At 51.5% G+C, this 25,645-nt stretch carries 22 protein-coding genes; 11 read left to right on the top strand and 11 right to left on the bottom strand.

Features of this window, described 5'->3' with window-relative positions:
- Positions 1-401: 401 nt before the first annotated feature.
- The 7 genes from J2X05_RS13170 to J2X05_RS13140 all read left to right on the top strand — a co-directional run bounded on the left by J2X05_RS13170 (position 402) and on the right by J2X05_RS13140 (position 12,466).
- Complete coding sequence (locus J2X05_RS13170; protein WP_310073166.1) at positions 402-4,868, top strand: alpha-1,6-glucosidase domain-containing protein; 4,467 nt, start codon at positions 402-404, stop codon at positions 4,866-4,868.
- Positions 4,869-4,963: 95 nt separating this feature from the next.
- Entirely contained in the window at positions 4,964-7,954 is a 2,991-nt protein-coding gene (locus J2X05_RS13165) for a TonB-dependent receptor (protein WP_310073164.1), read from the top strand.
- Positions 7,955-7,989: 35 nt separating this feature from the next.
- Complete coding sequence (locus tag J2X05_RS13160) at positions 7,990-8,883, top strand: RHS repeat-associated core domain-containing protein (protein ID WP_310073162.1); 894 nt, start codon at positions 7,990-7,992, stop codon at positions 8,881-8,883.
- A gap of 3 nt (positions 8,884-8,886) precedes the next feature.
- Positions 8,887-9,255: a hypothetical protein gene (locus tag J2X05_RS13155; protein WP_310073161.1), complete on the top strand. Its 369-nt coding sequence runs from the start codon at positions 8,887-8,889 to the stop codon at positions 9,253-9,255.
- A gap of 249 nt (positions 9,256-9,504) precedes the next feature.
- Positions 9,505-11,679, top strand: coding sequence for a choice-of-anchor B family protein (locus tag J2X05_RS13150; protein ID WP_310073159.1), 2,175 nt, complete (start codon positions 9,505-9,507; stop codon positions 11,677-11,679).
- A complete protein-coding gene (locus J2X05_RS13145) occupies positions 11,669-12,127 on the top strand; it encodes a CYTH domain-containing protein (protein ID WP_310073158.1) in 459 nt (152 codons plus the stop codon). The genes J2X05_RS13150 and J2X05_RS13145 overlap by 11 nt, the downstream gene beginning before the upstream one ends.
- 129 nt (positions 12,128-12,256) lie before the next feature.
- Positions 12,257-12,466 (top strand): DUF2061 domain-containing protein, encoded by a 210-nt coding sequence (locus J2X05_RS13140; RefSeq protein ID WP_310073156.1) that lies wholly within the window; start codon positions 12,257-12,259, stop codon positions 12,464-12,466.
- A 70-nt stretch (positions 12,467-12,536) separates the two neighbouring features.
- Here J2X05_RS13140 and tatC read toward each other — a convergent pair whose 3' ends face one another.
- Genes tatC through J2X05_RS13105 form a run of 7 tightly spaced genes read right to left on the bottom strand, consistent with a single transcriptional unit; the run spans position 12,537 to position 17,092 of the window.
- Complete coding sequence (gene tatC, locus J2X05_RS13135) at positions 12,537-13,319, bottom strand: twin-arginine translocase subunit TatC (protein ID WP_310073153.1); 783 nt, start codon at positions 13,317-13,319, stop codon at positions 12,537-12,539.
- Between the two features lie 7 nt (positions 13,320-13,326).
- Positions 13,327-13,857, bottom strand: coding sequence for a Sec-independent protein translocase protein TatB (gene tatB, locus J2X05_RS13130; RefSeq protein WP_310073152.1), 531 nt, complete (start codon positions 13,855-13,857; stop codon positions 13,327-13,329).
- A 3-nt stretch (positions 13,858-13,860) separates the two neighbouring features.
- The gene (tatA, locus tag J2X05_RS13125) at positions 13,861-14,130 is read right to left on the bottom strand and encodes a twin-arginine translocase TatA/TatE family subunit (protein ID WP_310073150.1); all 270 of its coding nucleotides are present in this window, start codon (positions 14,128-14,130) and stop codon (positions 13,861-13,863) included.
- Between the two features lie 34 nt (positions 14,131-14,164).
- Positions 14,165-14,503: a phosphoribosyl-ATP diphosphatase gene (locus tag J2X05_RS13120; protein ID WP_310073148.1), complete on the bottom strand. Its 339-nt coding sequence runs from the start codon at positions 14,501-14,503 to the stop codon at positions 14,165-14,167.
- A gap of 34 nt (positions 14,504-14,537) precedes the next feature.
- Positions 14,538-14,921 carry a phosphoribosyl-AMP cyclohydrolase gene (gene hisI, locus J2X05_RS13115; protein ID WP_310073146.1) on the bottom strand — a complete coding sequence of 128 codons (384 nt, stop codon included), beginning with the start codon at positions 14,919-14,921 and terminating at the stop codon, positions 14,538-14,540.
- 18 nt (positions 14,922-14,939) lie between these two features.
- The gene (locus J2X05_RS13110; RefSeq protein ID WP_310073144.1) at positions 14,940-15,812 is read right to left on the bottom strand and encodes an aldo/keto reductase; all 873 of its coding nucleotides are present in this window, start codon (positions 15,810-15,812) and stop codon (positions 14,940-14,942) included.
- Positions 15,812-17,092, bottom strand: a complete 1,281-nt coding sequence (locus tag J2X05_RS13105; RefSeq protein ID WP_310073141.1) for an FAD-dependent oxidoreductase — start codon at positions 17,090-17,092, stop codon at positions 15,812-15,814. The genes J2X05_RS13110 and J2X05_RS13105 overlap by 1 nt, the downstream gene beginning before the upstream one ends.
- 142 nt (positions 17,093-17,234) lie before the next feature.
- Here J2X05_RS13105 and J2X05_RS13100 point away from each other — a divergent pair, with 142 nt between their 5' ends.
- Positions 17,235-18,119, top strand: coding sequence for an SDR family oxidoreductase (locus tag J2X05_RS13100; protein WP_310073139.1), 885 nt, complete (start codon positions 17,235-17,237; stop codon positions 18,117-18,119).
- 89 nt (positions 18,120-18,208) lie between these two features.
- On the opposite strand, the gene fabB is transcribed toward J2X05_RS13100, so the two are convergent.
- From fabB to J2X05_RS13080, 4 genes are all read right to left on the bottom strand, one after another.
- Entirely contained in the window at positions 18,209-19,420 is a 1,212-nt protein-coding gene (fabB, locus tag J2X05_RS13095) for a beta-ketoacyl-ACP synthase I (protein ID WP_310073138.1), read from the bottom strand.
- A 137-nt stretch (positions 19,421-19,557) separates the two neighbouring features.
- The gene (gene fabA, locus J2X05_RS13090) at positions 19,558-20,079 is read right to left on the bottom strand and encodes a 3-hydroxyacyl-[acyl-carrier-protein] dehydratase FabA (protein ID WP_310073136.1); all 522 of its coding nucleotides are present in this window, start codon (positions 20,077-20,079) and stop codon (positions 19,558-19,560) included.
- 137 nt (positions 20,080-20,216) lie between these two features.
- Positions 20,217-21,179, bottom strand: a complete 963-nt coding sequence (locus tag J2X05_RS13085; protein WP_310073134.1) for a polyprenyl synthetase family protein — start codon at positions 21,177-21,179, stop codon at positions 20,217-20,219.
- A gap of 103 nt (positions 21,180-21,282) precedes the next feature.
- Positions 21,283-22,047, bottom strand: coding sequence for a 4'-phosphopantetheinyl transferase family protein (locus J2X05_RS13080; RefSeq protein WP_310073131.1), 765 nt, complete (start codon positions 22,045-22,047; stop codon positions 21,283-21,285).
- 146 nt (positions 22,048-22,193) lie between these two features.
- On the opposite strand from J2X05_RS13080, the gene J2X05_RS13075 reads away from it, so the two are divergent.
- From J2X05_RS13075 to J2X05_RS13065, 3 genes are all read left to right on the top strand, one after another.
- On the top strand, positions 22,194-22,691 hold the full coding sequence (locus J2X05_RS13075; protein ID WP_310073129.1) for an FKBP-type peptidyl-prolyl cis-trans isomerase: 498 nt from the start codon (positions 22,194-22,196) through the stop codon (positions 22,689-22,691).
- A 213-nt stretch (positions 22,692-22,904) separates the two neighbouring features.
- A complete protein-coding gene (locus tag J2X05_RS13070) occupies positions 22,905-24,110 on the top strand; it encodes a DUF5009 domain-containing protein (protein ID WP_310073127.1) in 1,206 nt (401 codons plus the stop codon).
- 960 nt (positions 24,111-25,070) lie between these two features.
- On the top strand, positions 25,071-25,640 hold the full coding sequence (locus J2X05_RS13065) for a phosphopantetheine-binding protein (protein ID WP_310073125.1): 570 nt from the start codon (positions 25,071-25,073) through the stop codon (positions 25,638-25,640).
- The last annotated feature ends 5 nt before the right edge of the window (positions 25,641-25,645 follow it).

Genomic DNA, 25,645 nt, shown 5'->3' with positions numbered 1-25,645 from the left:
ATTCATAGCACGATTTTTTTTATCGTTACATCAACTAGCTTTGCTACATTGTTAATACTAATGAATGCGCCTAAGAGCACATCTTGGCGCATTTTTTTTGCTCTCAATAAAAAAGTGTTACTTTTCTTCATGTTTTTTGCTTTTGCATACGTATGCAATTTGCAGAATTCCCCGCCTGATTTTTTGCATACGTATGTAGTTTGCGAATTGAAAACCCCCTCCATAGACTAAGCTTTGAGCTAGAAATTTTTTAATAGTCATAACAGAAAAATTCTTTTTTTATTTTTTCAGGGTAACTATGCCCCGCATGTTGGCGTGCATTTTTTTGCGGCCAGTACGCTGTTTTCCATTCAGGTTCCTGCTTTCACATTGTAAAAATAATTAATTGGGAGATAGTCAAGATGTTCAACTCACGAACTTTCAGTGCACGGCAAAGGTTGGGGCTAATTGCTCTGGCGTTTGGCGTGTTGTCATTCAGTGGTTGCGGTGGTGGCGGTAGTGGTACAGATAATTCTGTCGCAGAGCTGCCTGCGTGCCGCGATCCATTAGTGATCCGCGCAGATGGCACCTGCGGCGCTGCACTTCCACCCGTGGAATTACCGGCTTGCCCGGATGGCACTGTGCGCAATGCTGCAGGCGAGTGTGTAGTGCCCGATTTTCCATTGCCAACCCGGATGCCGGGCGCCAATGAAGTGGTCATCTACGTTAACAGCGAAGAAAAAGATTTTTCCGGTTACAACCTGCATCTTTGGCAGAGTTGCGGCAATGGCTGGGGTGACAGCATAGTGGATGGTAAGGGCACGACTTACCCGATTCCCACCACTTGGCCGAATGGTCCCCATGTCACCAGTCAGGATTCCGGTAGTGTGGGTATTACACACGACCCCTATTACGGCGCATTCTTTGTCATTCCAACGAGTGCACTGGGTAGCTGTGGTAATTTTATTATCAAAACCCCCGGTGGCGCCGCGCAGACGGGCGACCTGCAAATCAACATCAAGCGCGATGGTTCCGGCCAGTTCGATCGCATGGGTTGGGTGATTATCAACTCGGCCAACATGCGCAACAGCCGCTTCAGCACGCTGCCTATCTGTATCAATGATGTGTGCACCCTGGAGCGCCCACTGCTGAGTATTAGCGATGTGGAGGCTCATTGGATCAGCGCGCGCACCATTATCTGGAACCGCGAATTTTCGGCGAGCAAAAAGGTGGAGCTGTATAACTCTACCGCTGGTGGCATGGCGCCAGCGGCGGACGGCAAATTGACCGGCGGCAGTCTGCTGGCGCAGTTGGGTGCCGGACGCCCTATGACCGATGATGAACGCGCACTGGTGCCGCATCTGGCCAATTACATTGCATACGATCTGCCGACATCCGTCAGCCTGGATGCCATCAAAGCCGCGCTGAAAGATGAGCTGATTATTATTGGCCGCTACGATTCGGTTGAGGAAGCCGGTACTATTGAGCGCGGTCGCGGTACTCGCATCCAGGTTGCCAAAGCGCTGGATGATCTTTACACCAAAGGCAGTAATGACGCTGATGAAGCGAAATTGGGTGTGAGTTACAGCTCAGGTGTGGGCGTGTCTGTGTGGGCGCCAACGGCGCAGGAAGTGGATCTGCGCATTTATTCCGGTGACCCGCTCAAACTGGCTGATTCCAAGCCCATGAACTGGAACGCGGCCACAGGTATTTGGACTTACACCGGCACAGCTACCGAGCTAGACCGCAAGTACTACCGTTTCCGCATCAAGGGTTACAGCCCTGTATCCAAAAAAGTGCAGCGTCTGGAAGTGACTGACCCTTACTCCATCTCCTTGTCTACCAATGGCCGTCATTCGCAGTTCGTCAATCTGAACGATAGTGATCTCAAGCCCGCTGGTTGGGATGGCCACATGGTGCCCACAGTTGCGGCGCCGGAGATGATCAATATCTACGAAACCCATATCCGCGACTTTAGTGCCAACGACCAAAGCACCTCTGCGGTTTACCGCGGCAAGTACATGGCGTTTACCCAATCGGGCACTGCACCGGTTAACCATCTGCAAGAATTGGTGGATGCGGGTATGACCCATATCCACTTCTTGCCGAGCAACGATAGCTCCAGTATCAAAGAGAGCAGCGACGAGCAGGTGAATCTGGATAGCTACATCTTTGAGCTGTGCCAAAAAGTGACTAACCCCGATAGTGTTGATGCCTGTGATGGTTCGGAAAGCAACGCATCAACCCTGCGTGAAGTGTTGGAAAGCTATGACCCTACCAGCGACAAAGCGCGCAAGCTCATGGCTGCCATTGGCGATCTGGATGCGTTCAACTGGGGTTACGACCCGCAGCATTTCAATGCGCCGGAAGGTAGTTATGCGAGCGATCCTATGGGCTTTGCTCGCATCAAAGAAATGCGCGCCATGAACATGGCATTGCACAACATGGGCTTGCGCGTGGTGATGGATGTGGTTTACCCGCACACCATTTCCTCTGGCCTTGATGTTGCCAACTCCGTCTTCGACAAAGTGGTTCCCGGTTACTACTACCGCACTAACCCTGCTACTGCGCTGGCTGAGCAGGGCACAGGTGCAGGCCCTGATACCGCGACCGAAAACCGCATGATGGGCAAGTTCGTGCAGGATTCAGTCGTGCAATGGGCCGAGGCCTACAAGGTCGATGGCTTCCGTTTTGACCAATCCGGTTTTATGCCCAAGTCAGTGCTGGTCGATGCCTACAACGCGGTAAAAGCCGTAGATGAAGACAGCTACTTCTACGCCGAAGCTTGGACACCGGGCGGCGGCACCTCGGGCGACCGAATTGTTGAGCGCTCAACCCAGGAGGCTTTGGCCGGTACCGGCATAGGTACGTTCAATGACCGTATGCGCAACCCATTGCAACAGCTTGCCTTGATCAAAGGTGAAGGGGTGGATGCAGTGCGCGTAGGCCTTGCGGGCAACCTCAAGAACTTCAAACTGAAAACCAAATCCGGCGCTATCGTGAAGGCTGAGGCGGTGGGTGCTTACAACCTCGACCCGCAAGAAGCCATCAACTACGTGGAAAAACACGATAACGAAGCCCTCTGGGATTGGATCCATCGCCCCAATGCGCTGCCTGCTAATACCAGCCGCGAAAATCGGGTGCGTATCCACAACCTGACCCTGAGCCTGCCAGTGCTCAGCCAGGGCGTACCTTTCTTCCAAATGGGTAGCGACCTGCTGCGCTCCAAGTCCATGTCGCCCAACAGCTACAACGCAGGCGATTGGTTCAATGCGGTGGATTTCACTAAACAAAGCAACAACTGGGGTGTGGGTCTGCCGCCAGAACTGCGCGATGGCATCACCGATACCTATGTGCTCAGCCAGTTTGCCGATAGCCAATCCAAGCCGCTGCCAGCTGATATCGCTATGGCCGGTGAGGTATTCCAGGAGTTCCTCAGTATCGCCAGCAGCAGTCCGCTGTTCAGCCTGCAAACCGAGCAAGAAGTTTTGGACCGCGTCGGTTTCCACGATGGTGGCAAAACCCAGGTGGCAGGCTTGATTGTGATGAGTATTGACGATGGCGCAGGCACAGTCGCCGGCACCGATTCAACGGCGCGCGCCGACCTCGATCCTGCCAACGACGCACTGGTAGTCGTGGTTAACGGCAGTAACCAAACCCAGGTAGCGATGGTACCTACCGCGACCGGTTTTAGCCTGCACAGCACCCAGAAAGCCTCGGCCGATGCAACCGTGAAAGCGGCGAGTTTTGCTGAAGCGACCGGTAATGCGACCGGTGGTAGCTTCAGTGTGCCTGCCTATACAACGGCGGTATTTGTGAAAGCCCAAGCGGGCGCGCAAGGTGCTGGTTTGTCTGCCTCGGCTAGTTTGGGAGCAGCAGTTCCTGTGCCTTATGGCGATACCGCAGTCTATGTGCGCGGTGGTGTGTCAGCAGCTGGTTGGGACGCAACGGCCGCTAACCGTATGGCCTACGAAGGCGGCGGTGTCTACTCGGTACTCCTGAATGTGCCCGCGGGCAACCACGAGTTCAAAATTGCCGAGGCTAACTGGAGCAGTCCGAACCTGGGTTCCAATGCGACGTTGGTACCGGGCGGTTCTATCACTCTGACGCAGGGCAGCAACGACAACATCCATCTTAATGTTGCGACAGCCGGTATCTACCGCTTTGAGTTGGATGCTTCGTCCAGCACTACTGCGCCAACCCTCAAGGTGACCAACCCGGATACCTTCGGTGCAGTGCCTGTGTATCTGCGCGGCACCGTGACTGCATCAGGTTGGGATGCCAACGCAGGCAATCAGTTGGTATATCAGGGCAACAGCCTTTATGCGGTGACCTCGGCCATGGTTCCCGGTGACTACATGTTCAAGGTGGCATCGAGCGATTGGAGCACCTTCAACATGGGTAGCAATACCCCGGCGCAGTTGGGCCAGCCCCAGATTCTGACCCAAGGCAGCAATGACAATGTGCCGCTGACCATCACCAAAGCGGCGACCTACCGCTTTGAGGTCAACACGCGCAATGCCGATGCGCCCACCGTGCGGGTGTATGAGGATGACCTGTTCGCCGCAACGCCTATTTACGTGCGGGGCACCATCACCCCGTCCGGTTGGGATGCTAATGCAGGCAACCGCTTGACCTATGCCGGTGCCGGTCTTTACACCCTGACCGTCAACGTGGCTATGGGTAGTTACCAGTTCAAAATCGCCGAAACCAACTGGAGCAACCCGAATCTGGGTGGCACGGGCGCCGCTGTCGGGGAGGCAGCTGCATTAACCCAAGGCTCCAATGACAACCTGGCCATCACCATTCCTGTGACCGGTACTTACCGTTTTACGGTGGATACCACCCAGGCGGACGCCATCACAGTGCGGGTGGATCTGGTCGAGTAATAGCAGTGCCCCCAAGGGCATTTAGGAAGCGCTGCGCCCGGTGTGAGGGCGCAGCCCATAAAAAAACGCTATCCCTAACGGTTGAGAAGAACACGATGAAAACATTTAACGTAAAGCCTATGGCCCTGGTGATATCCAGCCTCGCCGTGGCAGGTATTTCACCCGCGCTGCTGGCGCAAGAGCAGACCAAACCCGAGATCGAAGTGGAAGAGGTGATGGTCACCGGCTACGCCCGTTCGATCCAGAACAGTTTGGATACCAAACGCAACGCCGACACCGTAGTGCAGGCTATCTCCGCTGCTGATCTGGGTGGTCTCCCGGATGTGTCCATCGCCGATGCACTCGGCCGGGTGCCCGGTATTACGGTGACCCGTTCCGGCGGACAAGCGGGCACCATTCAGGTTCGCGGCATGGGTGAAGGCTTTGTCTTTTCCACCCTCAATGGCCGCGAGCAGGTGTCGCCCAACGGTACCCGCGCCATGGAGTTCAGCCAGTTCCCCTCGGAGTTGATCCAGTCGGTAGAAGTGTATATGTCACCCAAAGCATCGCTGATTGAAGGTGGTGTGGCAGGTACAGTGGAATTGAAAACGGCTAACCCGCTGGAAATGACCGAAGACCAGAAACTTGTGGTCGGCGTGCGCGGCAGTTTTAACGATCAGGCGAGTGATATTTACGGCGCCGAGCCTTATGGTTCACGCCTTTCGCTCTCGTTCCAGAAAAAGCTGTTGGACGGCACCCTCGGCGTGGCACTGGGTTACGCCAAGCTCGTACAGCCGCGTGCAGCCGCCCGCTTTGAGCACTACAACTACGAAACCGCCCCCTTCGATCTAATGAGCGAGGACGGTCTGAACACCCAGGTGGTGGATGAAAATTTCAATCCCCAACCAGTGGCGGAGCGTCCATCCAGTGTGCAGATCAGCAACGGTTTTGAACTGCTGCAGACAGGCGGTGAGGAGACCCGCGATGGCTATGTGGCTGCTGTCCAGTTCGAGCCTAATGAAAATCTGACGATCAAGTCCGACCTGTTTTACTCCGAGTTCACCTCCGACAGTTATTCGCGCGGCTTCCGTATTCAGCCGCTGCGCAGTGCCGATGTCAGCAGTGTTGTGCTGTGGAACAACCAGGCTGTAGTTGGCGGTGAATTCAAGATGGCCGACGACAACGCCGATGCTTTCGATTTTCACTTAGTCAGCAACGATGTGACCCAAACCAACGAGCTGCTCTCCGGCGGCTTGAATGTACAGTGGAAGCAAGATGCCTGGACCATCGCCGGTGACCTGTCGCGCTCCGACGCCTCGGGTGTGCAGGCAGATGGCGTAGTGCGTGCGCATCTCTACCGCGCCAAAGAAGATCCGGCACCGGGTTTTGACCCCTACGAGCGCGATCCCGACCAATCCATGGCCTATCTGCTGGACGGCATCAATCTTCCTACCGTAAGCCTGAGCCGTGATTACGCTGCCTACGACGCCAACGGTGTCAGTAACCTGCGCTTGAGCCGCTACGAGCGCTATCCGCGCATCAACGACGATCTGATTGACGCCGCGCGTCTGGATTTGAAATACGAGTTTGACGACCTGTTTATAAGCTCCCTAGAGGCGGGTGTAAGGGCATCCGAGCGCAACCATACAGACCGCCGTCAAGTGTTCGTTTACGGTGATGGCGCCAACAACACGATCACGTCGGACTGGTCCCTGCCTATCACAGTCGATACTTCCGATGTGGTGAACTGGAAGGGCGATTTCTCCCGTTTCCCATCCTTCCTGGCGATTGATGGCGACGAAATTATGCGCTCTGCGCACAACGTCGGTTTGGTGCTGGGGCCAGTGCCTGAGGCCACCATAGAAAACCCCAATCCGCAGGCCGTACCTCGTTCAATTGAGCCAGCCGCGCGCTGGGGCGAAGGGCGTGATTGGTCGATGAAGCAGAGTTCCAATATCGACGAAAACATCACCTCTTATTATTTGCAGGCCAATCTTTCTACCAGCCTGTTGGGGCGTGACCTCACCGGTAATATCGGTGTGCGCCACGTAGAGACTGACCAATCGAGCATCGCATTGGTCAATGTGAATGGAGATGTTGAGCGCGGTGCGACTGAAATTTGCGATGAGCTGGGCGATTGTCGCAGCAACTTCGCCTACCAAAAACTCGGCGCCAAATACAGCGACACCCTGCCATCGCTAAACCTGAACTTCGCCCTGACCGACGAAGACCAGCTGCGTTTGGCTCTGGCGCGTGTGTTGTCGCGCCCGCCCATCAACCGCTTGGCGGCTCCGGATTCCGAAGGCACCATCACCACTGGCTCGGATAATGTCCCGCGCTTTAACTACGGCTCCAACACCTCTCCCTACCTGACACCGTTTATTGCAGATCAGGTTGATCTCTCCTACGAGCATTACATGGAAGAGACCAACGGTGCCTTTGTGATTGCCGGTTATCACCGCGACATCAAATCCTTTATTCAGGACGTAACCTTCGAGCAGTTTGATTTCCGCGCCGCCGGCTTTGATATTCCCGATAGCGCAGAGATTTTGGTCGGAGGCGTACCAACGGAAGTAGAGGTGGAGAACGGTACCTATTCCACCTCTATCAACAATCAGGAAGGCGGATTTATTCGCGGGATTGAAGTCTCCTACACCCAGACGTTCAACTTCCTGCCGGATGTATGGTCAGGCTTGGGGGTGAGCACCAGCTACTCCTGGACGGACAGCGAGATCAGTGTGGTCAATCCGGTCGAGGCGGGCATAACCGCGGATGCAGCACTGCCATTCCCTGGATTAGTAGAGAACTCGGCTAACTTCACCGTTTTCTACAGCTACGGTGGTTTTGAAACGCGCCTGTCTACCACCTTCCAGGATTCGTTTGTCGGCGAGACACGCAACATCAACTTGCAACCGATCATCTATGCACCGGAAACGCTGCTGGATTATCAAGCTGCCTACAAGTTCGATAACGGTTTGGACCTGGTGTTCTCCATCAGCAACCTCACCAACGAACCCAATAGAAGTTATATGTTTGATGAAGAGTTAACTCGCACCTTGCAGTGGTTTGGCCGCACTTACTACCTGGGGGCTAACTACTCGTTTTAATGTTTTAGTTCAGGTGTTTTTCGTGAAAGCCGCACATGAAAATGTGCGGCTTTTTTTTGCCTAATTTGGATTCGGTGGGATTAATCCATATGAACGGACGCGTGTATGATCCGGAACTGGGCCGCTTTATGAGCGCCGATCCGTTTGTGCAAGCGCCCTATAATTCGCAGAGTTACAACCGCTATTCGTATGTGTTCAATAATCCGCTGAGTTTTACGGATCCGAGTGGGTATAAGTGTTATGAAGTTACTGTTGGCAGTCAGACCGCCGGAGGAGCAGAAGGAAGCGATAAAAATCAGTATGACTCACAAAATCAGACTATCTCTACTGGTGGTAGTTTGTGTGGATGGGATGCATATTATTTTTCTCAAGATTGGTTAAATAATATGGAGCGGTATTTGCAGGCTGCTTCCCCGTATATGGTTCCCCAGTACGCCAGACAATCGATGGAATTCAACTCAGCTGTGTTAGGTGTACCCAACACACTTGATTTAATGGATGCACAGGCCGCAGAGTCAGCGCAAGAAATTTCTGATGAACTTCAGGCCAGTGGGCATGCAACAATAGCAACACTTGCGGGAATTGTTGTGCTGACATATGGAGATAAAAACAAAAAGAAACATGCTGAAGCGTTGTCTACCGATGAAAAAGCGGTTCGTGATGCTACTGGTAAAGGAAATAACATAACAGTGAAGACTCAAAAAGAAGCAGAGAGAATTTTGGAAAAAGTGAGGCCGAATATACCGTGGAATTACACCTATGGACCTAAAACAAAAACGAACAAGCAGGTTCATCCTGTTGATGGCAGTGGTAACGCTCCAGGCCTTGATTATGAGTTGCCCCATATTAAATGGCGTGATTGGTCCGATGGAAAATCATCTGGAGTAGAAGGTCATATTTATTTTGAATCAGTGAATGGGGGGGTCTAATTTATGGATTTTACATTTCTTGGGGAAATTATTTCTGACGAGAGTAGGGTAGAGTTTCGTAGGAAACTTGTTGGAAAATTATCTAAACATTTTTTTATGGATCGAGGTGAATCTATACCAATATCTTGTCGCATCAACTCTTCAGAGTTGGCAAATGACTTGGAAAAAAAATGGTTTCATGAGGGGCGGCGGCATATTGTGTACATGGAAAACTACGATGTTATGATTCTTTCGAAGGTAGATGATTTTTTGACGTTTCTAGCGAACCGCGAACCATGGCAAGATTACGATGTTTGCATCTTTGATGAGGAAATAACTTTTTGCGTGGCGTTGACACACAACGAAGAAATAAAGGTGGTTCATGCTTTGTAACACTTAACAAAATTGGGTGCTGCTTCCTAGTGAATTTTTTGCAGTGCCTCCCTCAACCCCGGTAAACCCAATGCCGGGGTTTTATTTTTAGTGTTCAGGAAAGTTATTACCACCACTAAAATCCCCCCACAAAAACGCCTATAAATTTAATCTGTAGTTTGTAGCCTGAACCGACCAGTGGGCGGATCTATGCTGCCAATCCGACTATACTCATCTACCTGTACTGCTTATCCCCGAAAAGGAACTCCTATGCGTTATCCCAACTTCCCGCCTATTGCCTACTTCGCTGCGTTGATGCTGGCGCCGACATGGGTGTATGCCCACGCCGAGCATGATAAGGTGCGTTATGTCGCCGAGACGGGGAAAGACGAAGGGCGGTGTGACCAGATCAGCGCGCCCTGCCAAACCATCGCCTATGCCGCGAAACAGGCGGGCAAGGGCGACCAGATTCAGATGGCGGAAGGGCGCTATGAAATTACCGATCTGGATTCGATATTTTATCTCTCATCCAATGTGGTTCCCGTCACTGGCAGCTATCAAAAAAAGACTTTCCAAAAACCGGCCGCGCCTGCCACTAACAGCATTCTGGTGGGCGTGCCCGCTGAGTTCGCGCAGGGTTTGGCTGAGCAAGGGTTTCAGGTCATTAGCGATACCAAAGGCCTTAACCGCAGTGAGCAAGATTATCTGAATGCCAAACAATCGCAGTTAACGGCGATGGCAAGTGCGCAAGCAGAAGTGCCCTGTGTGGCGGGTAAAGCGGGTGAATTTAGTTGCAATAATTTAGGGCTGCTTGCGCATGTGCCGCTTGCTACCCTGGGCAATAACAATTCGCGCGGCAATGATATTTGGGGGCATTTTGATCTCAATGACAATCGTGAATATGCGTTGGTCGGTTTGACGAATGGTGTGAGTATTGTTGAAGTGACTGATCCGGTGAATCCGCGTGTAGTGAGTTATATCGCCAGCCAAAATACCATCTGGCGCGATCTGGCAACTTATCAATATTACGATGACACGCGTCGCCGTTGGATGAGTTATGCCTACATCAGTGCCGATGCAGCATCGGTAGGTACAATGATTCTGGATTTGAATGAGTTGCCAAATAAAGTGACCCATGTGGCTAGTGAAACCACTGACACCAGTGCACACAATATTTATATCAGTAACGTCGACTACTCTACCGGTGTTGTACTCACCAAGCGCACGCCTTATTTGCATCTTGCCGGCAGCAATAGACAGGGCGGTGCATTTAATAGTTATTCGTTGACTAATCCTTTATCGCCGCAAGCAGTTTATAAACATCCGGCCAATTCGCGCGATTGGTACAGCCATGACATTACCTCACTGTGGATTATGGATGCGCGGCGCGAGCAGTGCATCGATAAAAATAATGACTGCGATCTGGTGATTGACTACAACGAAAATGAAGTCTTGTTGTGGGACAAAACCGATAGCGCCAAACCCTTTAATTTGGCGCGCAGCACTTATCAATATGTGTCTTATGTGCACTCGGGTTGGTGGACAGAAGACCGGCAATTTTATTCAGTGCACGATGAATTGGATGAGCAGCGCTACAATTTAAATACGCGTGTGCGTTTTTTTGAACTCAACAATTTACGTGCGCCCGAATTGGCAGGCGAGTATATCGGGCCGACGCCAGCTGTTGATCACAATGGGTATACCCGTGGCAACCGCTACTATTTTTCCAATTACGAGCGCGGCTTGGTTGTGCTGGATATTTCGGATCCGCGCAATCCGGTTGAGGCGGGTTTTTTTGATACCTATCCCATTGCGAATTCCGCTTCGTTTAATGGTGCCTGGAGTACCTACCCATTTTTACCGAGTGGCAATATTTTAATTGGTGATATTAATAGCGGTTTGTATGTCATTCGCGATAACACCGCCAAAGCGCAGGGCAGCGTAAAATTTTCCAGCGCGCGCGTTGCCGCAAAAGAGGATGAGGTATTGCGCGTGACATTGCAGCGAATGGGTGGCAGCACAGGTGCGGTGAATGTGTTTTATGAGGCTCAACCGGGCAATGCAACTGCTCAGGATTTCACTTCCATCGCTGGCAGTATTAGCTGGCTCGACGGTGATGCCAGCGAAAAAATAATTGAGATTCCGATTGCAGCTGATGTTTCAGGCAATGAATTTACCGAAACTTTTTTTGTGCGCCTCTACAATCCGCGCAATGGGCTTATGTTGGCGTCGCCCAATCTTCTTGTTGTGGATATCGCCGATAAACCGGATGAGCCGGTGACAGTCAGTTCGTCGTCCGTTAATACATCCAGCTCTGCTGCTGCAGTTGAGCCTAAAAAATCGGGCAGTGGCAGTGGTTCGGTACCGCTGTTGATTCTGGGATTGCTCGGCTTATTGGCTGTTAATACACGTTATTCTTTCGCGGTAAATGCTCATGGCAATTGAAATCGAACGTAAATTTTTAGTGGTGGGTGATGCATGGCGCACTGCGCCCCCGGTGTTTTATTCGCAGGGCTACTTGAATCGCGATAAGGCCCGCACGGTGCGGGTGCGGATTGCCGGGGAAGAGGCTTTTCTAACCATTAAAGGAACTTCTGTTGGTGCGCGCCGTGCGGAATTTGAATATCCGATACCGGTTTGGGATGCGCGCGAATTATTGGCACTGTGTGAGCAGCCACTGATTGAGAAAAATCGCCGCAAAATCTTGCATGAAGGGTTTGTCTGGGAGGTCGATGAGTTTTTGGGTGAGAACCTTGGTCTTGTGGTCGCAGAGATAGAATTACCTTCGGAGGATAGTGTTTTCGCCAAACCGGATTGGGTGGGTGAGGAGGTGACTGAGGATGCTCGCTACTTCAACTCCAACCTTTCCTGCACCCCATTCAATCGCTGGTAAATAGCTATTTGCTATTAGGTGTATCAGGTCAATTTTCTTTGATAATGATTATCGCTTGCTTAGTATGGCTACATCGGCTGATCGCGAAGAGTTTGATTAGCCACCCTATTAGCAAGCGAGGATTCCATCATGGCAAAGACCGCAACATTTGCAGCAGTTCACTTCACCGTCGCCTTTTCAGTAGGCTACGCCCTGACCGGTAGTGTAGTTATCGGCGGTACTATGGCGCTGGTGGAACCGGCTATAAACACGGTTGCCTTCTACTTTCACGAGCTTGGCTGGAAGAAATTTGAGGAGAATAAGGCGGTATTAGAAGAGGCGCTGGCCAACAGCGTTTAGATGGCGACCCACAATAAAAAACGGCCAGTAACTTTTGCTAGTTACTGGCCGTTTTTTTATCAATATGTAATCAGGGGTTCTGGCTCTCGTCGTTGTCGGCCGCTTCCGCTGCCTGATTGCGTTCTTCGCTGCGTTTTTTGAGCATCCGGCCAAAAAACAACCCCGATTCGAATAGCATCCACATGGGAACGGCGAGCATGGTTTGGGAGAACACATCCGGTGGCGTCAGCAGCATGCCCACTACGAAACAAGCCACAATAATGTAGCGGCGTTTTTCTGCCAGGCCTTCTGGTGTAACTATGCCTGAGTGAATCAGGAGCACTGTTGCGACCGGAATTTCAAACGCAAAACCGAATGCAAAAAACATGTGCAACACCAAATCCAAATATTTGGTGATGTCGGTCATCGCACTCACACCCTCAAGCTCTATGCCCATGGTGAAATTAAACAGCATAGGAAGCACAAGGAAATAGGCGAAGGCCATTCCGGCGAAGAATAAGATTACGCTTGAGATCAGCAGGGGCGCGGCAAGTTGTTGTTCGTGTTTATAGAGCCCGGGGGCTATAAATGACCACACCTGAAAAAGGATAAAGGGCACAGCCAGCAGCAGCGCCAGATAAAACGTTAACTTGAGTGGTGTCAAAAAGGGCGAGATCACATCAGTCGCGATCATGTTTGTGCCCTCGGGCAACACCGCGAGCAGGGGCGCCGACACCACACCGTAAATATCAGTGGCGAATGGAAAAAGGCAAACAAATACGGCCAGCAAAAAATAGACAGTGTGCAGCAAGCGATTGCGCAGCTCTATCAGGTGATGAACCAGCGGTTGTTCTTTATCTTTTTGATCGTTCATGAGCGACTTAGTGGCCTGTTCCAGATTGCGCGGACGTATTGGCAGCCTGATGTGTGGTGGTCGGTGTTGTACCTGCAACGGCTGCACTGCCAGTGCTGGCAACAGTCGTGCTGCTTGTTGTGGATGCAGCAGGGGTTGGTTGTTGTGCCGTAGCGGGAGTGACCAGCTTGCTGCGCTCTGCGGCAGATTCATCTCCGTGAGCGTGATCAGGTAACTCGTCGGGTGGGCCGTAGTCGGATGCTTGCCGGCGCGCTTCGGCATTGGCATCTTCATACTGCTTAACATCAAGAAGCGTTTGTTCGAATTTGATTCGTGCTTCTTCGATATTTTGCATGACTTCTTCATTGTGCAGTTGACGACGAATATCATCCGCACCGATTTGCCGCTCAATTTCGTTGCGGGTATCGCGCAAGCTGCGCTTGAGGCGTCCAATCCAAAGCCCTGCGGAGCGCACGGCACCTGGCAACTGCTCTGGCCCAATCACGACCAGAGCTACCACCAGACATACCAGCAGTTCGGTAAAACCTATATCAAACACGGCTTACACCTTGGTGTTGTTTTGATCAACTTTGTCGCCGGTTGGCGCAGCTGTCGCTGCAGTGTTTTTCTGGTCCAGGTTTTTTGAATCAAGCGCTTTCTGCGCTTCCTCTTCTTCTTTTTTGGTCTCGTCACTGCTCATTGAGTTTTTGAAACCTTTGATCATGCTGCCGAGATCGCCACCCAGTGTGCGCAAACGCTTGGTGCCGAATAACATGACCACAATGGCCAATACGATAAGGAGTTGCCAAATACTAATGCCGCTAAGACCCATGATGATTTCCTCGCAAAAAAATAGATAAAGGTTGTTATTCCTGAGTGCGCGCTGCTTTTTCGTCGTGACCTGAAACGTTAAAACGACGCGCTAGCTCCTTCAAAACTGCATCGGCATCGGTGCCGAGGTGCGACAACATTACCAGGCTATGAAACCACAAATCGGCGGTTTCGTAGATCAGGTCGGTATTGTCGCCACTGGCCTGTGCATCCTTTGCTGCCAAAATCGTTTCGGTGCATTCCTCACCGACTTTTTCCAAAATCTTATTCAGCCCTTTTTGATGCAGGCTGGCAACGTAGGATGTCTCAGCGCCCGCATTATTTTTACGCGCCTCGAGAATTTCCGTCAGTTGTTGGAGAATATCGTTACTCATGAACAGCTCATTTCACTAATAAGGGTTGGCAATCTTAGCGGTAAATATCCGCCGGATCTTTTAATACCGGCTCCACCGTCTGCCATTCGCCGTCTTTTAACACGCGATAAAAACAGGATTCACGACCAGTGTGACAAGCGATACCGCCCAGTTGTTCAACCTGTAGAACAACCACGTCTTCGTCGCAATCGAGGCGGATTTCATGCAATTTCTGGATGTGGCCAGAGGTCTCGCCTTTGTGCCACAACTGGTTGCGCGAGCGCGACCAGTAGACAGCTTCACCGCGGTCGGCCGAGAGTTGGAGGGATTCGCGATTCATCCAGGCCATCATCAAAATCCGGCCAGTTTTGGCATCTTGCGCGATGGCGGGAACCAAGCCATCAGCATTCCAATTAACGGTGTCTAACCAACTACTCATAAATTGCTCTGTAGAATCTTACGTCATATTTTGTGCGCGCAATGCTTTTATTAGGTTAGCGCGCAAATGTTGCAAGTTGACGGTACCGATGACGGCACTGGTTACCCCGGGATGAGCGTAGGCAAAATTCAGCGCGCTCTGGATGGGGTCTTGTTCTTGATCTCGTTCGAGATCCTGGTGTTCAGCGGAGCCTTGTGTTTCCTTCTGAACGGGAGGCGCATCATGGCAGATATGACCGCTGGCGAGAACCTTTTTTAGCAAAACTGCCGCACCTTGTAACGCAGATTTTGCGATTACCGGCTCTTCGTCGGTGTAATTCGCATGGTACATCAGCATCACAGCATCACATACCTCAGCCGCAAGCAGCCCTCCCTCGAGGGTTTTGCTGGAAATGCCGAGGGCGCGAATCCATCCTTCTTGCTTAAGTTGCTGCAAAGTTTGCAGGGCACCGCTGTTGCACAGGATATCCAGATCATTGCCATCGGAGTGAATCATCACTAAATCGAGATAGTCGGTGCGCAAGCGGCGCAGGGAGCGCTCGACACTCATGCGGGTGTGTTTGGGGCTGAAATCAAAGTGGGATCGGCCTTCATCTGAGAATTTATCCTCCGTGAACTCTTCGCCGACTTTGGTGGAGATAACCCAGTCTTTGCGCTCCTTGCGCAGCAGGTCGCCGAGGCGCTCCTCGCTGTAGCCATAGGAGGGGGCGGTATCAACAAAGTTGACCCCCATATCGCGCGCGCCATTGAGTAATTCACGCAATTGCTCATCGCTGGGTAGAGCAAACGGTTGTGGGTATTTCAGGCTCTGGGTGCGGCCAAATTTGACCGTCCCCAGACCAAAAGTGCTGATGTCTATGTCGGTACGCCCGAGGCGTTTACGCGGCATCATTAATTGTCATCCTCTTCATCTGGCTCACGAAAACGCAGCGCAAGCAGTTCCTCAGCGCTTATCGCTGGCGGAAATGCCAGTTCCCATGGGGTTTTGGCGAGGGAGGCGTAGGGCAGATAATTATGCAGGTTGATAGTACTTGCTGAGGGAGTTATGCCCGCGTCTTCCACTAACGCCAGCACTTGATTGGCGAGGTTGGGCGCCAGCGTGAGTTTGGTTGGCCAGCCGACGAGCAGGTTCACAGCACCATCTGCGGGTGCGATAAACGCGTTGTCGGGGCGCACCAGCCCGGGTTGCAATGGCTCGGCGCGTGCGATGGGTAGGGTTGCCCATTCAGCGCCATCCAGATTTACCCAGGGAATCAGGTCTTCCAGTTCCTGCTTGGCCAGCTCGATTAGCGCTTCTGGTGCCATGTCGGCACCTTTTTCCGCGAGGTTGCCGCCCAGATACCACACATGCGCACCATCTGGCAGGCGGTGGCTGGAGATCGTCAAGCGCGGAGTGGTCTCGCGACCGAGGCAATGACCGTAAAAATCAAAGGGGTACAGATGCTTGACCATGACTTGTTGTAGCGGGCGCAGTTGCATCGCCGGGCTTTCCAGCCCCAACTGTTCTAGCAATTCCGCGTTGCCTTTGCCCGCAGTAAAGATAAAGCGCTGCGCATGTATCTCGATGGGGCGGTCCAGTGTATCAATCCGTAGGCTCACCAATCCCGCCGCAGTCTGGTGCAATTGGGTTTTCGACCAATCGATCTGGAAGCAGTGCCCCTCAATGTTGTGAGCAAGATTAGCGACCAGGCTGGGCGCATCGATCACAAGGTCTTCCAGCCGATAAAGGCTGCCTGAAAAAGCCTTGTTGCGCAGCAGTGGCGGGCGGCGATCCGGGTGTACCGGCTCGACCCGGCCGCGGGTGATTTTGCTGGCGAGAAAGCCGGTCAGCTTGCTACCCAGATCATCACCCGACCACATAAAAAAGTGGTCACTGAGAATACGTGTATGGCGCAAATCAACATCGCCTTCACCACACAGGCAGGCGCGCCAGTGTTTGGGCATTTCGGCGATGGCTTCGGAGGCGCCGGTCAGCGCACCGGCGAGCGTGTATTTCATGCCGCCGTGGATCATGCCCTGTGAGGCGAGGGTTTGGTCGCTGCCGAGCGCTTTGGCTTCAAATAATGCGATGCTGAACCCGGCACTTTTGGCGCGGTTGGCCAGCCAGAGCCCGGCAACGCCGCCGCCGATAATGGCCAGATCGAGATGGATGCTAAGCGGGGCTTGGCTCATGGGTAGTGCGATTCCGTCAATGGCTAAGGCGCTGATTCAAAAGGGGCGCGCAGTATAAGTCTTTCGCGCTCGAATTACCCTTGCAGTGGCAGCGGGTTCTACTGCTAATATGCACAAAAATTTTACGGGTATGCAGAGCGCAATGTCATTCAAGTTATTGTTAACCGATGTAACTTCCCCGCTAGGCAAAGCGCTGGAACACGAGTTGGAGCGCGAGCCGTTCAAGCTGCTGGTGCCCGCTGCGGCCGAATTGGATTGGTCTGATGTGCAGAGTCTGAAAACCTACCTGCAAAAACACCAGCCGGATTTGATAGTGAATTGCCGCGGCTGGGAAGAGGCCTTTTACTCGGGGGGCCAGGCTGCACTTATCAACACTGCCCGCGAATTGGCACAGGCTTGCGCCGAAGTACAGATCCCCCTGATCCACCTCTCCAGCTATACCGTGTTCGGCGGCGATGGCAAAGGGACGCACAGTGAAAAAGACCCGGTCGCGCCGCTCAATGACTCCGGGCGGGCATTTGCTGAGGCGGAACAGGTAATTGCAGCGTCGGTGCCCAAACATATCATTTTGCGTTTGAGTTGGGTGATTGGCGCTTATGGGGATAATTTGCTCACACGTCTGCTCAGTTCATTTCTCGCTGGTGCGTCTGTTACCGTCAATCGCCGTTTGCGCGGAGCTCCTACGGCGCTCTCTGATGCCGCGCGTGTCGCTGTCGCCATGAGCAAACAAATCTATTGCGGCGCGGACAATTGGGGAGTTATGCATTACTGCAGCAGTGATGCCTGCACTGAAGACGAATTCGCCGAACAGTTGTTGCAATTGCTTATCCAACAACAACTGCTTACCGCCGAACCCAGTATAAGTCTGGTCGATAGCGACCCCACCGACGAACCCCTCAGTGCCATCCTCGGCTGTCGCCGCGCGCGCGATTACTTTGGCATCCAGGCACGTTCGTGGCGTCCGAGTTTATTGCCGCTAGTAAAACAGTGGCTGCATAACCGCGAGCAGATAAAAGCGGCGCAGTAGTTTTGATCCTCCAATAGAAAAAACCGCGAGGCGCTAGTGCGGCTCGCGGTTTTTGTTTTTTTACGGTGGGTAATTAAACGCGCTGCACTTTAGATTCGTTGAAAAACCAGTGTCGCGTTAGTGCCGCCGAAACCAAAGCTGTTGGACATGACGCGGTTCAGTTTCACATCGTCCTGACGCTTAAGCACTATCGGCATGCCTTCGGCTTCGGGGTCAACTGTTTCGATGTTGGCTGACGCGCAGATAAAGTTATGCTCCATCATCAGCAGGCTGTAAATCGCCTCTTGTACGCCGGTTGCGCCGAGGCTGTGGCCGGTGAGGGATTTGGTAGAGCTGATGGCGGGGATGCTAGCGCCAAAGGTCTCTTTAATAGCGCGCAATTCAGCTAAATCGCCCACTGGGGTAGAGGTACCGTGGGAGTTGATGTAGTCAATATCGCCATCAACCGTTGCCAGTGCTTGTTTCATGCAACGCACAGCGCCTTCGCCTGACGGTGCAACCATGTCATAGCCATCGGAGGTTGCGCCGTAGCCGACGATTTCAGCGTAAATTTTTGCACCGCGCGCTTTGGCGTGTTCGTACTCTTCGATCACCAAACAGCCGCCGCCGCCCGCGATCACAAAGCCATCGCGATTAGCATCATATGCACGTGAGGCCTGGTCAGGGGTTTCGTTGTATTTGGTAGACAGTGCACCCATCGCATCGAACAGGGCGGTTAAGGTCCAATGTTCTTCTTCGCCGCCACCGGCGAAAACGATGTCTTGTTTGCCGAGCTGGATTTGCTCCAGGGCCACACCGATACAGTGGGCGCTGGTCGCACAGGCAGAGGAAATCGAGTAGTTAACTCCTTTGATTTTGAACGGCGTCGCCAAACAAGCAGACGTGGTGCTGCCCATAGTCTGTGTTACGCGATAAGGACCAACACGCTTCAATCCTTTTTCGCGCAAAATATCTGCCGCTTCCACCAGATTTTTGGAGGAGGCGCCGCCTGAACCCATGATGATGCCAGTGCGATCGTTGGATACCAGATCTTCACTTAAACCAGAGTCAGCAATAGCCTGTTCCATGGAAAGATAGGCATAGGCCGCCGCATCGCCCATAAAACGCAGCACTTTGCGATCGATTAGCTCGGCCAGATTGATATCGATGGAGCCTGCAACATGGCTGCGAAAGCCCATTTCTTTGTATGCTTCCTGAAATTTGATACCGGAACGGCCAGCGCGCAATGCATCCAACACGGCATTTTTATCATTGCCCAGGCAGGACACAATTCCCATACCGGTAACAACAACGCGTTTCATAGGCTACCTCTTTCGTATTTAGCAACAGCGCCGGGCAACTAGTTTGCTTATGGCGTGCTTAAATCGGACGTGGTTAAAAAGGCGAGCATTATGCCATAAGCAGTCAAGCGCTCACCCGTTATCATTATTGTGGACAGTTAAAAGCTGTCAGTGTTCTGGAACAGGCCAACGCGCAGGTCGTGGGCGAAATAAATATCCTTGCCATCGCAGGAAACGCGGCCATCGGCGATGCCCATAATCAGCTTGCGTTCGATCACACGCTTCAAATTGATGTGGTAAGTGATTTTCTTGGCGGTCGGCAAGATTTGGCCAGTGAACTTGACCTCGCCACAGCCTAGTGCGCGGCCGCGGCCGGGATTGCCTTTCCAGCCGAGGAAAAAGCCAACCAATTGCCACATGGCATCCAGGCCCAGGCAGCCGGGCATTACCGGATCACCTGGGAAGTGGCAGTCAAAGAACCACAAGTCAGGGCTGATATCCAACTCGGCAATAATCTCACCTTTACCGAACTCACCGCCGGTTTGGGCGATGTGCACTACGCGATCCAGCATTAACATATTGGGCTTGGGCAATTGTGCGTTGCCTGGGCCGAACAATTTGCCGTCGCCACAGAGGAGCAGGTCTTCGCGGCTGTAGGAGCTTTTAGGTTCAAAGGTCATGGATTTTACTCTGCTAGTGATCATCGAGCACGGGCAAGGCCCGCGCAAAAGTGCGCCATTCTAACCGCTGTGGCTCAGTTGTCCAGTTAGACGGGCGCCAGTTGCATGTGTTGCTGGCATTGATTATTGGTAATTAGTTAGAAGCTGCGTGCCAGTGAGAACTCGGCTAATTGCTTCATTGCGGTGGTGTAAGTGTTGTCTGGCAATTGTTGCAATTGGATGAGCGCCTGCTGCACTTGTTGCTGTGCTGCCTCCAGCGTGTAGGCCATGCCACCGGTGGCATGGACGATCTCCAAGACGGCGGGCAGCAGGCTCGCATCACCGGTGCGGATGGCGTTGGCGATGGTGTCGGCCTGCGCGGGAGTGCCGGTACGCATGGCGTGAATCAGGGGCAGGGTGGGCTTGCCTTCGGCCAAATCATCGCCGACATTTTTCCCTAAGGTGGCGGCATCGCCGGTGTAATCCAATGCATCGTCTACCAGTTGGAAGGCGACGCCGACATGACGGCCATACAGCCGCAATGCCTCGCGTTGCATGGGTGTTGCACCACATTGCACGGCGGCGACTTCACAAGCGGCAGCGAAGAGAATGGCGGTTTTTTTGTCGATGACGCGGAAGTAGTTTTCTTCATTGACATTCGGGTCTTTGGCATTCACCAGTTGCTGTACTTCACCTTCGGCAATGATATTGGTGGTATCGCTCAGGATCGCCATCACGTCCATGCTGCCAATGCCGACCATCATCTGGAAGGCACGCGAGTAGAGGAAATCGCCCACTAGCACGCTGGGCGCATTGCCCCATTGGGCGTTGGCGGTCGGGCGGCCGCGGCGCAGGTTGGACATATCGACCACGTCGTCATGTAGCAGGGTGGCGGTGTGGATAAATTCGATAATGGCCGCGAGCGATAGATGATCTTTCCCCTTGTAGCCCAGCGCATTGGCGGTGAGCAGGACCAGCAGCGGGCGCAAGCGTTTACCGCCGGCTTCCACCAGATAGTGGCCGATATTTTCAACCAGACCGACATCCGAGTGGAGCTTGTCGATGATGAGTTGGTTGACTGCGCTGAAGTCGTCTTTAACGGCCTGGTGGAATGGCAACATGGTAGTTTCTTATTTATCTAGGGTGGATTTGTTATTGGCGTCAGGGCATTTATCCGAACTGACTAAATGGCAGGCGGCAATGCTAGCAGTGAAGGCTAGAGAGTCAAGGAAAAGCTGGCGCGCAAAGCGCATCAAACCAGGTTACTTGCAGTGGGTACCGGCTCTTACAGGCCAATGCGCAATAATTCTGCGAACCCAGTGTCCACTGGTGAAATTGCCATTCATCGCCATCCTCATTAAGCACCGCTGCAATCTGCGCGTTGATATTATCGTCCGCAAGATCAAACGAGATCTTCTCCAGTCCGGCCGAAATCCCTGTCCCCATTGCTTTAAAGAAGGCTTCTTTTAAGGTCCACAGACGATAAAAGTAATCGCTTTGCGCTACACCAGGCAGTGTTTGTAGCCGGGCAAATTCATGGGGGTGGTAATAGTTTTCGGCGATGCCAATTAAATCGCGCGTAGTGCCAACCGCTTCGATATCTATACCGATAAGTTCAGCGTTAGCAACTGCCAACATCGCCCAGTGTCCGCTATGGCTCAGGCTGAAGTGAATATTGCTCCGCGGCAGGTAAGGTTTGCCTTTATCGGTGCGCAAAAACTCCACCATCTTCGGTGGTAGGTTGGAGTAGCGTGCCAGCACTTTGCGCAGCAGCCAGCGGCTTGCGATGTAACTCTCTTTGCCGCGCACAAATTTCTGGGCCCGCTCGCGCTCGGCGCTGCTCATAACACGCTCGGCATCTGTGTAATGGTCGGCGGTAAATCGGCGGATATCCAGGCAATAAATATGTATATCTTGTGCGCCCAATCCGTAGCCTTGCTCAGGTTGACTAAAGGCGGGTGCTGGCAATGGTGTTAACGATAAGATCATAAAAGCAATTTGGTCGGCGATGAATGCGCCCATAATACGCGTTTTACCGCATCGATTTGCGGTTACGTCACACCAGCTTTGCGCCGCCTCGATAAATCAGCGACAATTCGCGCCCTCAAAAAAACCAAACCCATTTTGGAGTTGCTATGCAAATCACTGCCGACAAAGTAGTCAGCTTTCATTACCGCCTGAGCGAAACTGGCGGTGAGTTGCTGGAATCATCCTACGATACAGAACCAACCCTGTACCTCCATGGCCATAAGGGTTTGCTTGCCGCATTGGAAGAGGCGCTGGAAGGTAAAAAGGCGGGTGATAAAACCACCATCAGCCTTACCCCAGAGCAGGGTTATGGCGTGCGTCAGGAAGGTGCGGTTCAGCGCATTCCCATCAAACATCTGCACGGCCATGAAAAACTCAAAAATAAACTCAAGCCTGGCATGAAGGTCGCGGTGAATACCCAGCATGGCCCATGGGATGCCATTGTATTAAAAGTCGGCAAATTCAATGTGGATATCGACAGCAACCATCCACTCGCCGGTAAAAACCTCGACTTTGAATTGGAAGTTGTTGAAGTGCGCGATGCCACCGCTGAAGAGCTGGCGCACGGCCATGCCCACGGCGTTGGTGGCCATCACCACGATTGATCCTGAGTAATCGCTCATCCAAAAGCCCGCACGTGTTGCGGGCTTTTTTATTGGGGGATGGTATGGCAATGCGTCTTTGTTGAGAATTGTAAATCGAAAGGCAACGTTGTCAGGTTTTGATTGCGGCTTTAGGTGTCGCTCGGTTATTGTGTTTTTCTTACAACAAAATCAACCATAACAACGACACCCATCAGGGTTACAACGGGCAATCACATGAATAAACCAACCAGCAACGCTAGCCGCGTTTTATCGATCGACGTCTTCCGCGGCATTATTATTTTCACCATGGTTTTTGTTAACGAGCTAGCTGGCATCGCCGATGTACCGCAGTGGATGAAACACTTGCCCGCAAATGTGGATGGCATGACGTTTGTCGATCTGGTATTTCCCGCGTTTTTATTTATTGTCGGTATGTCCATTCCCTTTGCGATCCAGGCGCGCGCGAACAAAGGTGATTCTGCGCTGGAAATTTTTAAACATATCGCCCTGCGTAGTTTGGGTTTGATAGTGATTGGTGTGTTTATGGTGAATGCCGAATCCGGTTATGACGCGGCGGCAATGGGCATCTCTATGCCATTGTGGACGCTGTTGATGTTTATCTACGTTTTATTAATTTGGTCGAATTATCCCAAAACACTTTCACCTGCGATTTCACTGGGCGCAAAACTGATTGGTGTTGCCGGCTTGGTGATGCTCTGGTGGATGTACAAAGGCCCTAATGATACCGGCATGACCACCCAGTGGTGGGGCATCCTTGGTTTGATCGGTTGGGCATATTTAATTGCGGGCTCTTTATTTTTAATCACCCGGCAGTTTGCATCTCCTGCGACACAATTTTTCACTCTCGCGTTAGTCGCACTTGCATTGATCGGATTATTTTTTGCGCTGGATAAAACCGCTTTGGCATCGGTTCCGGTATTGCAAACCCTGGCTGCAGCTAATGGCAACCACACTCATGCGGCGATTGTGTTGGCGGGCGTGATCCTCTCGCAATTATTTTATTTGCCAGCTTTTGCAGCGAGTAGATTTAAAAATTATTTGGTTTTTACTAGCGTCATTGTGCTACTCGCATTTGCAAGCTGGCAGGTTTCACCTATCTCCAAAATTTGGGCAACCCCCAGCTGGGCATTATTCAGTGTGTTCTTTTGCTGCGTGATTTTTGGTGCGGTCTATTGGTTAGTGGATGTCAAACAGCAGCGTGCCTGGACGGCATTCTTTGAGCCCTCCGCAACCAATCCTTTATTGGTTTATATATTGCCCTACATTGTTTTATCACTGTGCGGAATTTTGGGTTTCTATCTTCGCCCTGAATTTTTTAACGCGGGTCTAGCGGGCATTTTATGGAGCCTGGGCTTTGCGTGCGTGATTATGGTGATAGGTGCAGGGCTTACGCGTATGGGATTGCGCGTTAAGTTATAGCTATTCAAATGCTGCGAAGTAACAATAGCTTCGCAGCTCGTTTTGCACCCAGGCTATTCACTACCGCATTCGACACGCTGCATATCAACAACACCAACGCAACACTACCAGAACGTAAGCCAGTAACTTATCTCCTAATCGACGCAATCAACTGCTGAACTGTCTGTTACAGTGTTTGTGTCGCATATTTCCCGGTTTTTGGATTATATTGGTGCAAAAATATTAATTGCAGATCGCAAAAATTATTGAAATGCACGATTAATTTTCATTGAATACATTTTGTAACAAATTGGTAGGCATCTCCATGTTAACTTTATTTTACGTTAATTCAGTGCGCCGCCATTTGATGGTTTGCTTTTAGCGCAAGGAATTTATTTGGTTATTTTTTGATATAAATTTTGTGATTTTTTGCACAATTGTCATCTTGGAAAACATATTGTCGTCTTAATTTTCTTTTTAAGTGGTGCTCTCTCTTGTGATTGATATTTTTACTGAGTAGGATGCGAGCCAATTCGGGGTAGGAAGTTTTTCCCCAAAAAAAGAATGGTAATAGGAAAGTATTTAACCTAAAGGAATGGTGAAGGAACGTGAATCCAGGTACATTTTGTATCCCGGTAACGATGTGCATTATTGTTAATGCCACATCTGTTGTTGGCACTAAGATCCCCCCATATTCAACTTTTGTTGATCCCTTTGTTAGTTTTCGAACTATCCAAAATACTCTCCTATTAAATTTTCCTGGCGAATTGATGATCATGTTGCGCATGTTTTCATCTTTTTTAGCTTGCTGCCGCCTGTTTTTTTTCTCGGCTGATACAGTTTTTTTTGCTTAAGTGTTGGCTGTTTTAATCCGGGTAAAGCGTTTATGCGTGTTGGAAGTTTGTGCTGGATGTAAGTGCTTTTTCTCATTTTACCGTAGTTAAAAATTAATGATTCTCTTCATTGTTAAAGGAAAATATCATGAAAACTTCGATTACTCATGCTTATGTTTTGACTGAAGTTACCAGCACCTTGGCTGATGTGTTGGGTGTGGAGGCAGAAGACATTTCTCAATCAAGTGAGATGGTGAATGATCTGGGTGCTGAATCTCTGGATTTTGTGGAGTTTAATGCGAATCTGGAGAAAAAATTTAATCTGAGCTTGCCAAAAAAAGGTGCGCTTTTTCAGGCAGGAAAAATCTCTGGGAACCTGGAGCAATTTTACGGTGTAAAAACTGGCTTGACTCCCGATGGGATAGATCTTTTGTCGCACTCATTGTCACGTTATGCCCATCTGCAACCAGGCATGATGATTGGCGATATTTTTAACGCTACTCAAGTCATTAATATTGCCAACCTCTGCTACAGCTTGCTTACCCATTATTTGCCGTCTGCATGTCCTGAGTGCGGTCATTCGCATGCGAAATTATCACCGATTGGAAAATTGCAGTGTGAGAATTGCAGTGTGTTGATTCGTCCATTACAAGGTGATGAAGCGGAAGAAAAAGGTCTGCGGTCTTATCTTGATGCCAGTGTCTTAGAGGTTGCGTAAGTCAT

Origin of the sequence: Cellvibrio fibrivorans (genome assembly GCF_031457055.1) — a bacterium.
Classification (GTDB): Bacteria; Pseudomonadota; Gammaproteobacteria; order Pseudomonadales; family Cellvibrionaceae; genus Cellvibrio; species Cellvibrio fibrivorans.
This window is presented reverse-complemented; position numbering and strand designations above follow the sequence as displayed.

Coding starts and splice junctions, on each gene's coding strand:
- J2X05_RS13170 (WP_310073166.1), top strand. CDS start 402: ATGTTCAACTCACGAACTTTCAGTGCACGGCAAAGGTTGGGGCTAATT.
- J2X05_RS13165 (WP_310073164.1), top strand. CDS start 4,964: ATGAAAACATTTAACGTAAAGCCTATGGCCCTGGTGATATCCAGCCTC.
- J2X05_RS13160 (WP_310073162.1), top strand. CDS start 7,990: ATGAAAATGTGCGGCTTTTTTTTGCCTAATTTGGATTCGGTGGGATTA.
- J2X05_RS13155 (WP_310073161.1), top strand. CDS start 8,887: ATGGATTTTACATTTCTTGGGGAAATTATTTCTGACGAGAGTAGGGTA.
- J2X05_RS13150 (WP_310073159.1), top strand. CDS start 9,505: ATGCGTTATCCCAACTTCCCGCCTATTGCCTACTTCGCTGCGTTGATG.
- J2X05_RS13145 (WP_310073158.1), top strand. CDS start 11,669: ATGGCAATTGAAATCGAACGTAAATTTTTAGTGGTGGGTGATGCATGG.
- J2X05_RS13140 (WP_310073156.1), top strand. CDS start 12,257: ATGGCAAAGACCGCAACATTTGCAGCAGTTCACTTCACCGTCGCCTTT.
- tatC (WP_310073153.1), bottom strand. CDS start 13,319: ATGAACGATCAAAAAGATAAAGAACAACCGCTGGTTCATCACCTGATA.
- tatA (WP_310073150.1), bottom strand. CDS start 14,130: ATGGGTCTTAGCGGCATTAGTATTTGGCAACTCCTTATCGTATTGGCC.
- J2X05_RS13120 (WP_310073148.1), bottom strand. CDS start 14,503: ATGAGTAACGATATTCTCCAACAACTGACGGAAATTCTCGAGGCGCGT.
- hisI (WP_310073146.1), bottom strand. CDS start 14,921: ATGAGTAGTTGGTTAGACACCGTTAATTGGAATGCTGATGGCTTGGTT.
- J2X05_RS13110 (WP_310073144.1), bottom strand. CDS start 15,812: ATGATGCCGCGTAAACGCCTCGGGCGTACCGACATAGACATCAGCACT.
- J2X05_RS13105 (WP_310073141.1), bottom strand. CDS start 17,092: ATGAGCCAAGCCCCGCTTAGCATCCATCTCGATCTGGCCATTATCGGC.
- J2X05_RS13100 (WP_310073139.1), top strand. CDS start 17,235: ATGTCATTCAAGTTATTGTTAACCGATGTAACTTCCCCGCTAGGCAAA.
- fabB (WP_310073138.1), bottom strand. CDS start 19,420: ATGAAACGCGTTGTTGTTACCGGTATGGGAATTGTGTCCTGCCTGGGC.
- fabA (WP_310073136.1), bottom strand. CDS start 20,079: ATGACCTTTGAACCTAAAAGCTCCTACAGCCGCGAAGACCTGCTCCTC.
- J2X05_RS13085 (WP_310073134.1), bottom strand. CDS start 21,179: ATGTTGCCATTCCACCAGGCCGTTAAAGACGACTTCAGCGCAGTCAAC.
- J2X05_RS13080 (WP_310073131.1), bottom strand. CDS start 22,047: ATGATCTTATCGTTAACACCATTGCCAGCACCCGCCTTTAGTCAACCT.
- J2X05_RS13075 (WP_310073129.1), top strand. CDS start 22,194: ATGCAAATCACTGCCGACAAAGTAGTCAGCTTTCATTACCGCCTGAGC.
- J2X05_RS13070 (WP_310073127.1), top strand. CDS start 22,905: ATGAATAAACCAACCAGCAACGCTAGCCGCGTTTTATCGATCGACGTC.
- J2X05_RS13065 (WP_310073125.1), top strand. CDS start 25,071: ATGAAAACTTCGATTACTCATGCTTATGTTTTGACTGAAGTTACCAGC.